This is a genomic window from Providencia sp. (assembly GCF_003533305.1).
Lineage (GTDB): Bacteria > Pseudomonadota > Gammaproteobacteria > Enterobacterales > Enterobacteriaceae > Providencia.
In genome coordinates, this window is the sequence record NZ_DOEH01000010.1 from 121,859 (window position 1) to 134,652 (window position 12,794).

Annotated in this window: 11 protein-coding genes; 6 read left to right on the forward strand and 5 right to left on the reverse strand. The window is 42.3% G+C overall.

All coding sequences use genetic code 11. From position 1 onward, the window contains the following. Positions 1 to 141: 141 nt before the first annotated feature. A complete protein-coding gene (locus tag DD649_RS04610; RefSeq protein WP_294104095.1) occupies positions 142 to 636 on the forward strand; it encodes a hypothetical protein in 495 nt (164 codons plus the stop codon). 71 nt (positions 637 to 707) lie between these two features. Here DD649_RS04610 and lptG read toward each other — a convergent pair whose 3' ends face one another. Next, positions 708 to 1,784, reverse strand: a complete 1,077-nt coding sequence (gene lptG, locus DD649_RS04615) for an LPS export ABC transporter permease LptG (protein ID WP_294104097.1) — start codon at positions 1,782 to 1,784, stop codon at positions 708 to 710. Further along, positions 1,784 to 2,881 carry an LPS export ABC transporter permease LptF gene (gene lptF, locus DD649_RS04620; protein WP_336429297.1) on the reverse strand — a complete coding sequence of 366 codons (1,098 nt, stop codon included), beginning with the start codon at positions 2,879 to 2,881 and terminating at the stop codon, positions 1,784 to 1,786. Before lptF ends, lptG begins: the two co-directional genes overlap by 1 nt. Before the next feature lie 278 nt (positions 2,882 to 3,159). Between lptF and pepA the strand changes: the two genes are divergently transcribed. The 4 genes from pepA (at position 3,160) to DD649_RS04640 (ending at position 9,026) form a co-directional block, all read left to right on the forward strand. After that, a complete protein-coding gene (gene pepA, locus DD649_RS04625; protein ID WP_294104102.1) occupies positions 3,160 to 4,671 on the forward strand; it encodes a leucyl aminopeptidase in 1,512 nt (503 codons plus the stop codon). A 319-nt stretch (positions 4,672 to 4,990) separates the two neighbouring features. Continuing rightward, complete coding sequence (locus tag DD649_RS04630; protein ID WP_336429301.1) at positions 4,991 to 5,440, forward strand: DNA polymerase III subunit chi; 450 nt, start codon at positions 4,991 to 4,993, stop codon at positions 5,438 to 5,440. A 10-nt stretch (positions 5,441 to 5,450) separates the two neighbouring features. Beyond that, positions 5,451 to 8,345, forward strand: a complete 2,895-nt coding sequence (locus tag DD649_RS04635; protein WP_294104427.1) for a valine--tRNA ligase — start codon at positions 5,451 to 5,453, stop codon at positions 8,343 to 8,345. Positions 8,346 to 8,513: 168 nt separating this feature from the next. After that, the gene (locus DD649_RS04640) at positions 8,514 to 9,026 is read left to right on the forward strand and encodes a GNAT family N-acetyltransferase (protein ID WP_294104106.1); all 513 of its coding nucleotides are present in this window, start codon (positions 8,514 to 8,516) and stop codon (positions 9,024 to 9,026) included. A 73-nt stretch (positions 9,027 to 9,099) separates the two neighbouring features. On the opposite strand, the gene rraB is transcribed toward DD649_RS04640, so the two are convergent. Continuing rightward, positions 9,100 to 9,519 (reverse strand): ribonuclease E inhibitor RraB, encoded by a 420-nt coding sequence (gene rraB / locus DD649_RS04645; protein WP_294104108.1) that lies wholly within the window; start codon positions 9,517 to 9,519, stop codon positions 9,100 to 9,102. Positions 9,520 to 9,680: 161 nt separating this feature from the next. Between rraB and argF the strand changes: the two genes are divergently transcribed. Continuing rightward, on the forward strand, positions 9,681 to 10,706 hold the full coding sequence (argF, locus tag DD649_RS04650) for an ornithine carbamoyltransferase (RefSeq protein WP_294104110.1): 1,026 nt from the start codon (positions 9,681 to 9,683) through the stop codon (positions 10,704 to 10,706). Between the two features lie 117 nt (positions 10,707 to 10,823). Here the strand turns inward: argF and phnX are convergent, their stop codons facing one another. Together phnX and phnW are read right to left on the reverse strand one after the other, a co-directional pair. Further along, positions 10,824 to 11,633 carry a phosphonoacetaldehyde hydrolase gene (phnX, locus tag DD649_RS04655; protein WP_294104112.1) on the reverse strand — a complete coding sequence of 270 codons (810 nt, stop codon included), beginning with the start codon at positions 11,631 to 11,633 and terminating at the stop codon, positions 10,824 to 10,826. Continuing rightward, positions 11,630 to 12,745 carry a 2-aminoethylphosphonate--pyruvate transaminase gene (phnW, locus tag DD649_RS04660; protein ID WP_336429305.1) on the reverse strand — a complete coding sequence of 372 codons (1,116 nt, stop codon included), beginning with the start codon at positions 12,743 to 12,745 and terminating at the stop codon, positions 11,630 to 11,632. The genes phnX and phnW overlap by 4 nt, the downstream gene beginning before the upstream one ends. Positions 12,746 to 12,794: the final 49 nt, after the last annotated feature.

A 12,794-nucleotide genomic window follows, 5' to 3' on the forward strand; every position in this document is an offset into this window, starting at 1 on the left:
TTCGTGTTCTCACACTGATCGCAACAACTGCCTGATAAATTCAGGCAGTTTCTCAAGCAGAAACTGCTTTTTTGCAATTATTTAATCATATCAGCCGCTATTCTTAGACCCAACCATTTGTAATCATAAGCAGGGACTAAGATGAAATTACCACCATTATTTTCTTTTCACATATTGCGCTTATATCCAGCTAAAAGTGGAGTTATCTCTGCATTTAGTCAGCAATTAACAGCGGTACGCGGTCACCATAAAATGTACCCATATCCTGAAAAATCTGAATATGTCAGCATTGATCTTTCAAGACTAACTAATGAAACCTACAAGAACCCGAACTATAAAGAGACCGATGAATATAAAGAATTGGTTGCTATCACTCGACAAGAAGCGAACAAACAGTTTGCCGAAAAAATAAGAAAGAACGCCTATTATCTTAATAACTCATACAGCGCAAATGGGAAATTGTTTTCTTACGCACAAAGGATGGCGAATAAAACTAAAAGCTGTGTGATAGGAATTAAAGGTGAAAGAAGCGGCAAAGACAAAGAGGAAAACACAACCCAACAAGTATTTTTTCAGCCACAAGGAAAAATTAAAGCCGTACTCTGTAGTATGGGTAATTTTATCTTCGGCAAATAATATACATGTAGATAAAAAAGGCGGTGAGTTCATTCGACTCCACCGCCCTTTTTATCGAGATTAATACTGTTTTATTTTCGTTTCACCAATAACACAATACTCACCGCTAGGAATAATAGGCTCGGCAATGCCGCAGCAATAATCGGAGGCACGGAGTAGACTAAACTCCAGTTACCAAACCCTTCATTGAGCACATAAAACAAGAAGCCCCCCACAATACCTGAAATGACGCGGACACCCATTGGCACTGTACGTAATGGCCCAAAGATGAACGAAACCGCCATCAGCATCATGACCGCCGCAGACAGTGGCGCTAATATTTTTTTCCACATACTGAGCTGATATACCGCAGCTACCTGACCACTCTCTTTTAAATAAGAGACGTATTGATACAGGCCGCGAATAGAAAGCGAATCCGCATTAAGTGAAACTATTCCTAATTTCTCAGGCGTTAAATTGGTTTTCCAATCAACGGTTAAACGTTGGGAACCATTGATTTTCTTTTCACTGCTTAATATTGATTCATCGACTTGCGATAAAACCCAAAATTGATTTGCAGTATCGTAAGTGCCACTCGAGGCAAACATCACAGATTGCAGTTTTTGTTGCTCATTAAAGCGATAAATAGAAACATCTTGAATTGAAGTGGAATTATTGATGCGCTGAATGTGAATGAAATCACGACCATCCTTCGCCCACATACCTTCGTCCGTCACCACCAATGAATTACCCACAATCTTTTCAGCGCGATAATTTCTAGCCCATTGCTCGCCTGCTGGCGCTATCCATTCACCAATAAACATTGCAATAATAACTAGTGGAACAGCGGTTTTCATCACGGAAAGCGCTATCTGTAAACGGGTAAAGCCAGAAGCTTGCATCACCACCAGTTCACTACGCGAAGCGAGAGCACCAAGCCCCATTAATGCACCAAGCAGCGCCGCCATAGGAAAAAAGATATCGATATCTTTCGGTACCGTTAGTAAGGTAAAAACCCCTGCGCTAAGCGCGGTATAATCACCATCACCGACTTTACGTAATTGTTCGACAAACTTGATGATCCCCGCAAGGGAAACCAATAAAAATAGCGTCATCAGAATAGAATTTAGGATGGTTCGACCGATATATCTATCTAAAACACCAAACATCAGGCTACCCCTTTACTAAATTTGACGCGTATACGGCGCATTGGCAATGTATTCCACATATTTAAGACTATTGCTAAGGCTAAATAGCCAAAATTGACTATCCACATAGCATATTTAGGGTCAATGTCATCTTTACTTGCGCTATTGCGGAGCGTACTTTGCAACAAGAAGAATATTAGGTACAAAAGCATTGCCGGTAGCATGCTCAATACACGGCCTTGGCGAGGATTCACTTCACTTAACGGCACCACCATCAAGGCCATTACCACTACGGAGAAAACAATGGTTAAGCGCCAGTGGAACTCAGCATTGACGTCAGGCGTGTTCTCTTTCCACAGCTGCAACATATTTTTTTGTTCAACTCTATCCTGACGGGCTTCAGTGGATTTATGGTCAACAACCGCCTGATAGTTCACAAAATCAGTAATTCGAAAATCGCGTAATAATGCAGTGCCCTCGTAACGAGTGCCTTCATTGAGAACGACGACTTGACGACCTTCTTGGTCTTCTTTCATATAGCCGCTATCTGCCACAACGACAGATGGGCGCTGTTCATTGGCAGCACGTAATTGGGCTAAGAAAACATGTTGAAAATTATTTCCTTTAACATCCCCAATATACAACACAAAATTACCATCTTTGGTGGTTTTAAATTGCCCTTCCACCATCGCCGCGAGGCCTGGGTTAGCTTTTGCATCTGCTAATACCTGTTCTTGATATTGAGATGACCAAGGCAACATCCAGGTAATATTACCGATAGCAACGAGTGCCGTGAGGGTTGCGAGTACTAGCGCTGCTTTCACCAATACATCTTTACCAAGACCACAGGCATGCATCACCGTGATTTCGCTTTCAGTGTAAAGTCGACTGTATGTCATTAATAGCCCAAGAAATAGGCTCAAGGGCAGGATCAATTGCGCCATTTCAGGCACACCTAACCCTAGCAAAGGAAGTACTAAGTTTGATGGAATATTACCCTGTACCGCCGCACCGAGAATATCGATGGACTTTTGACTAAAAAAGATCAACATCAGCACAAAAAGTATCGCTAATTGACTTTTCAGGGTTTCTCGTACCAAATATCTAATAATTATCACGCTTATTACGCCTGTGAAAACTTGTCTTTTGGGTAGAAAATGGCTAAGTTCGTTTCATGTCTGCCATTTACTAACATATACTCTGGTTTATTGTAAGGCTAGAATGATATAAAAGCATTCTCTATACTGATAGACAAATCAGAACATGCTTAATTTTAGTAAAAAACCAGATGTTCACGCAGTTTAACATAAAGAGTTCACTCTCTATGAGGTAGATCATGCGAAACGTTAATTCTAACGAGCGCATTGGCCTTTGTCTTTAAGATTCAGGAGAACGCATGGAGTTTAGTGTAAAAAGTGGTAGCCCGGAAAAACAACGCAGCGCATGTATTGTTGTCGGAGTCTTTGAACCACGCCGTCTGTCCCCTATAGCTGAACAGCTGGACAAAATTAGTGACGGATATATCAGCGCCCTGCTGCGCCGCGGGGAACTTGAAGGTAAAGTAGGGCAATCCCTGCTACTCCATCATGTACCTAATGTTCTATCTGAACGCATTCTCCTTATCGGTTGCGGTAAAGAGCGTGAATTAGATGAGCGCCAATTTAAACAAATTATTCAGAAAACAATTAGTACTCTGAATGAAACCGGCTCAATGGAAGCAGTTTGTTTCTTAACTGAGCTGCATGTTAAAGGTCGCAACAATTACTGGAAAGTTCGCCAAGCGGTAGAAACGGCAAAAGAGTCGCTCTACGTCTTTGATCAACTAAAAAGTAATAAAACAGAACATCGCCGTCCACTGCGTAAATTGGTCTTCAATGTACCAACGCGTCGTGAATTGACTAGCGGTGAACGTGCAATTTCTCATGGCCTCGCGATCGCCTCTGGCGTTAAAGCAGCAAAAGACTTGAGTAATATGCCGCCAAATATCTGTAACGCTGGTTATTTAGCATCGCAAGCTCGCCAATTAGCTGATATTTCAGATAACAAGCTCACCACCCGTGTTATCGGTGAAGAGCAAATGAAAGATTTAGGTATGAATGCCTATCTTGCCGTCGGTCAGGGTTCACAAAACGAATCATTGATGTCGATTATGGAATATAAAGGCAATCCAGACCCAGATACTAAGCCTATTGTGTTATTGGGCAAAGGTTTGACCTTTGACTCAGGTGGTATTTCAATCAAACCTGCCGATGGCATGGATGAAATGAAATATGACATGTGTGGCGCGGCATCGGTTTATGGCGTGATGCGTTTTATCACTGAATTACAGTTACCTATCAATGTCGTTGGTATCTTAGCAGGTTGTGAAAACATGCCTGGCGGTAAAGCATATCGTCCGGGTGATATTTTAACGACGATGTCAGGTCAAACGGTTGAAGTACTAAATACCGATGCCGAAGGTCGTTTAGTGTTATGTGATGCCCTCACTTACGTTGAACGTTTCGAACCTGAGCTAGTTATTGATATCGCGACCTTAACAGGTGCTTGTGTCATCGCGTTAGGTAGCCACTATACGGGATTGATGTCGAACCATAATCCACTCGCGCATGAATTGCTTAATGCATCAGAGCAAGCGGGTGACCGTGCTTGGCGTTTACCATTAGCGGATGAGTATTTTGATCAGATAACACCTAACTTTGCTGATTTAGCGAACACCGGTGGCCGTCCAGCGGGTGCAATTACCGCAGGCTGTTTCCTTTCTCGCTTTGCAACGAAGTATAATTGGGCTCACTTGGATATCGCCGGTACTGCTTGGCGTTCAGGCAAAGCAAAAGGCGCGACAGGCCGTCCTGTATCTATGCTGGCACAGTTTCTACTGAACCGCGCAGGCCTAAATGGTGATGATTAGTCTGAGCTAATTTTCTTCCTTTAAATTAGGTAGAAACTAAATCAATCCCGAATCACCAATTTCTGTGATTCGGGATATTATTTTTTAGCAATATCAAATCAAGTTCAATATAATTTGAGCAACCATCAACCGATTTTGCGGCTGCTGCAAAACAGGTTATAATTCACCAATCTTACGGTAATAGCCGCTCTTGCAAATTGATGCACAGCAAATCACCAATTAAACTTGTCGTGTTTAAAAATGAGACGCTCATCAGTATGTGACTAGTGCAAATGAACGTAGTCAACAATTCTGCGGCACGAAGTATGACGGGTATATGATGAAGAACGGCACTTTTTATTTACTAGAACAACCGTCTCCACAGGCCGAGTTAGAAGCCCATGAATGGCTGACTTGTCAACTTGCGGCGCAAATGTGGCGCAATGGGAAACGTGTTTTAATTGCGTGTGAAACCGCGCAACAGGCCGAAAAAATAGATGAAGCACTCTGGCAAAGAGAGCCGAATCAATTTGTGCCTCATAATCTTGCAGGAGAAGGGCCCCGCTATGGCGCACCCGTTGAGATTTGTTGGCCCGCGAAAAGGGGCAATACACCTCGAGATATACTGATTAATTTACAAAATCAGTTTGCAGATTTTGCCACCGCATTCCATGAAGTGATAGACTTCGTCCCTATCGAAGAAACTTTAAAACAGTTGGCGCGTGAACGGTATAAAATCTACCGTAGCGTCGGCTTCAATTTGACTATGGCCGCACCGCCAACTTACTGAATACGAAATGATGGAAAATAAACCAGAAAACACAATAAACGAGCCTTCCCTCGATAAAACCTATAATCCTACCGAGATTGAGCAATCACTTTACGCTCAGTGGGAGAAAAATGGCTATTTTAAACCTCATGGTGATACTAGCCAAGAGAGCTTCTGTGTCGTTATTCCGCCACCGAACGTCACCGGTAGCCTGCACATGGGCCATGCCTTCCAGCAAACTATCATGGATACCATGATCCGTTACCAACGTATGCAAGGTAAAAATACCTTATGGCAAACAGGAACAGACCATGCGGGTATCGCGACTCAAATGGTAGTTGAGCGTAAAATTGCAGCTGAAGAAGGCAAAACGCGTTATGACTACGGCCGCGATCAGTTCATTGATAAAATTTGGCAATGGAAAGCCGAATCAGGCGGTACTATTTCTCAACAAATGCGTCGCCTAGGCGATTCAGTTGACTGGGATCGCGAACGTTTTACGATGGATGAGGGCTTATCTAAAGCAGTTAAAGAAGCTTTCGTTCGTATGTACAAAGAAAATTTAATTTATCGTGGTAAGCGCCTCGTTAACTGGGATCCAAAACTGCACACTGCAATTTCAGATCTCGAAGTTGAGAATCGCGATATCAAAGGTTCAATCTGGCATTTACGCTACCCACTAGCAGATGGTGAAAAAACGGCTGAAGGCAATGACTACTTAGTCGTCGCGACCACGCGCCCAGAAACCATGCTCGGTGATACTGCTGTTGCCGTAAACCCAGAAGATCCTCGCTACAAAGATTTAATTGGCAAAGATATTATTCTGCCAATCGTTAATCGTCGTATCCCAATTATTGGTGATGAACACGCTGATATGGAAAAAGGAACAGGTTGTGTGAAAATCACACCTGCTCACGACTTTAATGACTATGAAGTCGGTAAACGCCACCAGTTAACCATGATTAACATCATGGATCTCGATGGCAACATTCGCAGTGAAGCGGAAGTATTCGATACCAATGGTAACCCATCAACAGCCTTCAGTTGTGAAATCCCAGAAGCTTACCGTGGTGTAGAGCGTTTTGCTGCCCGTAAAGCGATTGTCGCTGCGTTTGAGCAACTTGGTCTGCTAGTTGAAGTTAAACCACACGATTTAACTGTGCCTTATGGTGACCGTGGTGGCGTGGTTATTGAGCCGATGCTAACTGACCAATGGTATGTTCGCACTGCGCCTTTAGCTAAAGATGCAATCAAAGCGGTTGAAGATGGTCGCATTCAGTTTGTCCCTCGCCAATATGAAAATATGTATTTTTCATGGATGCGTGATATCCAAGATTGGTGTATTTCTCGCCAATTGTGGTGGGGTCACCGTATCCCTGCTTGGTATGATGAGAAAGGCAACGTCTACGTTGGTCGCGATGAAGCTGAAGTGCGTCGTGAAAACAATCTCAGCGATGATATTGCCCTGCGTCAAGATGACGATGTATTGGATACTTGGTTCTCCTCTGGTCTTTGGACGTTCTCAACTCAAGGCTGGCCAGAAAATACCGAAGCACTAAAAACTTTTCATCCAACTGATGTATTAGTCAGCGGCTTTGATATTATTTTCTTCTGGATTGCCCGCATGATCATGATGACCATGCATTTCGTCAAAGATGAAAACGGTGAGCCACAAGTTCCATTCAAAACTGTCTATATGACGGGTCTGATTCGTGATGAAGAAGGCCAAAAAATGTCTAAATCCAAAGGGAACGTTATTGACCCGCTGGATATGATTGACGGTATTTCGCTAGAAGCGTTACTCGAAAAGCGTACAGGCAATATGATGCAGCCACAATTGGCTGAAAAAATTGCTAAACGTACTCAAAAAGAGTACCCAGAAGGTATTGAGGCTCATGGTACTGATGCCCTACGCTTCACTTTAGCGGCCCTTGCATCAACTGGACGTGATATCAATTGGGATATGAAACGTCTATCAGGCTACCGCAATTTCTGTAATAAATTATGGAATGCGAGCCGTTTTGTGTTGATGAATACAGAAAATCAAGATTGCGGCCAAAATGGTGGCGAAATGAGTTTCTCATTGGCCGATCGTTGGATCATGGCGCAGTTTAATCAAACCATAAAATCTTATCGTGAAGCGCTTGATACCTATCGTTATGATATCGCAGCAAATATTCTGTATGATTTCACATGGAATGAGTTCTGTGACTGGTATTTAGAGCTATCAAAACCTGCGGTTCATAAAGGTAATGATGCTCAAGTTCGCGCAGCACGCTTTACCCTGATTGAAGTGCTTGAAGGTCTATTGCGTCTTGCTCACCCTATCATTCCATTTATCACCGAAACCATTTGGCAGCGTGTTAAAGTGGTTAAAGGGATTGATGCCGATACCATTATGTTGCAGCCTTTCCCTGAATTTGATGCAGCAAAAGTTGATGAACTGGCATTAAGTGATTTAGAGTGGATTAAAGAAGCCATTATTGCGGTACGTAATATTCGTGCTGAAATGAATATTTCGCCGGGTAAACCACTTGAATTAATACTACGTGGTGCATCTGAAGATGCTAAACGTCGTATCGCTGAAAACCAAAACTTTATTCAATCTATGGCTCGGTTAGCCAGTATCCGCATATTATCTGAAAGTGAAGAAGCGCCAGTTTCTGTCACTAAATTGATTAATGGCGCTGAGCTATTAATTCCAATGGCAGGTCTAGTTGATAAAGACGCTGAACTCGCTCGCCTAGATAAAGAGCTGGAAAAAGTCACCAAAGAAATTGAATCAATTGAAAGCAAGCTGGCAAATGAAGGTTTTGTGAGTCGTGCCCCTGCTGCCGTTGTTGAAAAAGAACGTGAGCGTTTAGGTGTTAATATTGAAGCGAAAGCTAAAATTGAAGCACAGAAAGTGACGATTGCCTCTTTGTAATCAATTTTCCATATAAGTATTAACGCCCTGATTAGCTTGCTACTCAGGGCTTTTTATTGCATCTTAATTCAAGCATTATCAACTTACTACCTTCACAACTCTCAGATTGAAGTTCCCTTCTGGTTCTCTTTGCACTGAGTTATACACAATAATAATGAAGAGTTTCATATGACAATAAATACACCAGACACAACTCAAAATTACCAAATTCGTCTTCTTGAACAACGTGACAACGCTGGAATTGCCGCTATTATTCGTAAAGTTTCTGCGGAGCATGGACTTACTGCTGATAAAGGCTATGCGATCGCTGACCCGATTTTAGATACACTTTATGATGTTTATAGCCAGCCTCGTAGCGCATATTGGGTTGTTGAAATGCAGGGTGAAATTGTCGGTGGCGGTGGAATATCTCAACTTGCAGGTGGTGATAGCAAAACGGTAGAACTACAGAAAATGTATTTGTCTTCGGCACTGCGCGGTAAAGGACTGGCAAAGAAAATCGTCCTAATGTCGTTGGAATTCGCCAAAAAACAAGGCTATACACGTTGTTATTTAGAAACAACGGCAGATTTACAAGCTGCAATTAAATTATACGAGAAATTAGGTTTTGAGTTTATTGATGAGCCGCTAGGTCACACTGGCCATGGTGACTGTGAAATCAGAATGTTAAAAACATTGTAAAACACACATTTTCAACACAAAAAAGGATAGCATTTCGCTATCCTTTTTAATTCAACAACACTGAAAATTAAACTTAGTGAATACGATCTTCAGGCTCTTCATCACCTTCATCATCACCGTCTTCATCATCTTCACCGTTTGGATCTTCAAAATAGGTGCCCCAACCATCATAATTAACGCCCATTTTTTCAGCGAGCTTAATGAGTTGGTCAACTTGCGCGTCGATCAATTCTGCCTTTAATGGCGATTCACTAACAACATCACAACACATTAATGTGATACCGTTTTCAACTTCTAACTCTTCTGCATCAGTCACTTCATAACCGAGTTTAAATGCTTCAACGGCGGCTTTTTCAAGTAAAGCAAAATCGTCTGCTGAGAAGTGATGCTCAATTGCATACAGCGCATCAGGATCGCTACCATCTTCGAGCAGCTCTTCAATAATTAAACGCGTTTCTTCGTTCTGTGCCTCTAGTTCAGCTTTATCTACCATGTCACACCCCTTATTCCGTAATCGCTTGTCTTATGCCATTCTCCCATAGGGTTGACAGTGAAACCATACCCATGACAATAATTTCTTTTTGATAAGGGGTTGATTTTGAATTTTTATGGATATAAATTGAATATTAATTCAATAATAAAAGGCATGTATTTATGAATCCCTTATATAGTAGGCATTTTTTAAGGTTACTTGATTTTACATCTACCGAAATTAATTCACTTTTAAAACTATCCGCTTGGTTGAAGTCACAAAAAAAAGCCGGTACTGAAAAACCCCTCCTTACGGGTAAAAATTTCGCCCTCATTTTTGAAAAAGATTCGACTCGTACTCGCTGTGCTTTCGAGGTCGGTGCTTTCGACCAAGGTGCTAAAGTCACTTACCTCGGCCCTTCTGGTAGCCAAATCGGCCACAAAGAAACCATGAAAGACACCGCGAGAGTACTTGGACGGATGTATGACGGTATTCAGTATCGGGGATTCAGCCAAAACAATGTTGAAACCTTAGCCACGCACTCGGGAGTGCCTGTATGGAATGGACTAACCAACGAATTCCATCCCACACAGTTATTAGCCGACTTGCTTACCATTCAGGAACATCAACCCAATAAACCATTATCAGAAATTAAATTCGCTTACCTCGGCGATGCGCGCAATAACATGGGCAATTCATTGCTAGAAGCCGCAGCCCTCACAGGCTTAGACTTACGTTTAGTCGCCCCCAAAAGCTGTTGGCCAGAAGAGCAACTGGTTGAAGATTGTCAAAAAATAGCCAAAACAACCGGTGCAAAAATAACGCTAACGGAAGACGTCGCGCAAGGCGTTAAAGATGCTGACTTTATTTATACTGATGTATGGGTTTCAATGGGTGAACCTAAGGAAGTTTGGGCGCAGCGTATTAATTTATTAAAGCCTTATCAAGTCAACATGGATGTCATCAAACTCACCGGTAATCCTAACGTGAAATTTTTGCATTGCTTACCTGCATTTCACAATGAGGACACAACCCTTGGTGCGCAGTTAGCAAAAGAATTCAATATGTTCGGTGGATTAGAAGTGACTGAAGAAGTATTTGAATCGCCTTATAGTATTGTGTTTGATCAAGCCGAAAACCGTCTTCATACTATCAAAGCCGTCATGGTTGCAACATTAGCACCTGAGTTACCTGTTGGCAGTTTTTAATATTTCGTTGAATTATGCTTAGCTCAAGCATATTTAGCACAATGATATTCAAAGTAATAATATTCAGGCCAAGTAGGCGTTTACCTTAATAAAACACCTACTTAGGCCGCCCATTATCTATGGTCGTTCGCCTTTGGCTAACCGATCATTTATCACACCAATAAGTTGTGGCAAATCAGCTAATGTATCAATAACGTAATGAGCACCTGCGGCAAATAACTTAGCAGTGGCTTTTTGGCGAAGTTCTAAAATGGCATCATGGGGCATTGTTTGGTATTCATCCCACGTTTTACCAAATTCATTGCCTGATAGCGCAACTCCAACACTCCACATTCCTGCATTGAGTCCTTCAGCAATCCCCGGCACAGCATCATCCACTTTAATACATGAAGCGACTGAATCAATACTAAGCTCAATCACATTCTGTAGCGCCATCCAAGGCCCCGGCCTACCACCAGCCGGTATATCATCACTCGCTACCCAATAATCAGGGCTATAACCTAGTCGCGCTGCGGCAGGCACTAATTTTTCCATCACCGCTCTTGGATATCCTGAACAAGAACCTATTTTTATTTCCTGAGTACGAAGTGCTGCAATAGTTTGAATCACACCCGAAATAGGTGCCGCAAAATCAACAACTTTAGCTATTTGCAATGGCATAAACGTAGCATAAATAGCGTCAATATCGTCATTGTTCATCGAACGGCCAAATTTGTTTTGCCAACAAATATCTATTTCAGGTAACTTTCCTAATGCTTCAATATGTTGCCACTTCCCTAAGCCCATTGGTATACGTGCTTGTTCCAGCGTAATATCAATATCAAATGCGCGATGAAATGCCTCAATAAAAATTTGTGTCGGGGCAAATGAACCAAAATCAACAGTGGTTCCTGCCCAATCAAGAATAACAGCCTGAATTCGGTTCATTTCTCGTCCTTATTTTCCCAGTCAATAGCGTTTTCGATTGCGATTAATAACGCGGTAATATCGTTTTCGTACACTTCCCCAATATTGCCAATACGAAAGCAATCACGCTGAGATACTTTTCCGGGGTAGATAACAAAACCTTGTGATTTCAAACGTAAATAAAATGTTTTAAATTGATAATCTGTTGTTTTTGGCGAGTAGAAAGCAGTAATAATTGGTGAATGTAGAGCATCTTCCAATAACGTGTTAAACCCCAACGCTTTCATACCAGCGACCAATTTGAGTTGATTGCGTTGGTAACGTTGGTAACGTGCTGCTATCCCGCCTTCTTGCACTAATTCCTGTAAGGCTTGTGCAAAAGCCAATACTGTATGAGTTGGGGAAGTAAAACGCCATTTACCCTGAAAATCTTCCATGCAGCGCCATTGTGCATGCAAATCTAAAGATAAAGAACGAGAGCGCCCCTCACATTTTTCGAGCTCTTCTGTTCGCGCTATGACAAAAGCAAATCCAGGCACCCCTTGAATGCACTTATTTGCCGAGCTAATCAAAAAATCAATATTCAGCGCGGCGATATCCATTGGAATGCCACCAAAACTACTCATCGCATCCACGATGTAACATTTGTGATAACGCAGAGCGAGCCTCGCTACTTTCTCAATTGGATTGAGGATCCCCGTTGTTGTTTCACAGTGCACCATCGCAATATGGGTAATTCGGCTATCCTGCTGTAACCGTTGCTCAATTTTTTCGATATCCGGTAACATGACCTCATCACATGCATATACTGTATGTTGAAGTCCCATACGCTGCGCCATTTCAACCATCCGCGCACCATAGGCACCATTGCTAATAATCAATATTTTATCTTGTGAACCGATGGCTCCGCCTAAAACGGCTTCCACCGCATAGCTGCCGCTGCCTTGTAATAAAACGGATGAATAACCTGTTTGTCTTGTTGCAAGGGAAACAAGCTGCTGACGAATGGATTGCACCACATCGAGGTTATAATCATCGTCCCATGTACAACTATCAAACAACATCGCCTGCTTAACCGTGTTTGAAGTTGTGAGCGGCCCAGGTGTTAAAAGCAAATAGTTACTGACTGTCATTAAAAAACCCACCATTGGTCTATACCAGATTGTTCTTATAATGATGGTA

Excerpts from the sequence above, each read along its gene's own strand:
- DD649_RS04610 (WP_294104095.1), top strand. The coding sequence starts at position 142 with ATGAAATTACCACCATTATTTTCTTTTCACATATTGCGCTTATATCCA.
- lptG (WP_294104097.1), bottom strand. The coding sequence starts at position 1,784 with ATGTTTGGTGTTTTAGATAGATATATCGGTCGAACCATCCTAAATTCT.
- pepA (WP_294104102.1), top strand. The coding sequence starts at position 3,160 with ATGGAGTTTAGTGTAAAAAGTGGTAGCCCGGAAAAACAACGCAGCGCA.
- DD649_RS04630 (WP_336429301.1), top strand. The coding sequence starts at position 4,991 with ATGAAGAACGGCACTTTTTATTTACTAGAACAACCGTCTCCACAGGCC.
- DD649_RS04635 (WP_294104427.1), top strand. The coding sequence starts at position 5,451 with ATGGAAAATAAACCAGAAAACACAATAAACGAGCCTTCCCTCGATAAA.
- DD649_RS04640 (WP_294104106.1), top strand. The coding sequence starts at position 8,514 with ATGACAATAAATACACCAGACACAACTCAAAATTACCAAATTCGTCTT.
- rraB (WP_294104108.1), bottom strand. The coding sequence starts at position 9,519 with ATGGTAGATAAAGCTGAACTAGAGGCACAGAACGAAGAAACGCGTTTA.
- argF (WP_294104110.1), top strand. The coding sequence starts at position 9,681 with ATGAATCCCTTATATAGTAGGCATTTTTTAAGGTTACTTGATTTTACA.
- phnX (WP_294104112.1), bottom strand. The coding sequence starts at position 11,633 with ATGAACCGAATTCAGGCTGTTATTCTTGATTGGGCAGGAACCACTGTT.
- phnW (WP_336429305.1), bottom strand. The coding sequence starts at position 12,745 with ATGACAGTCAGTAACTATTTGCTTTTAACACCTGGGCCGCTCACAACT.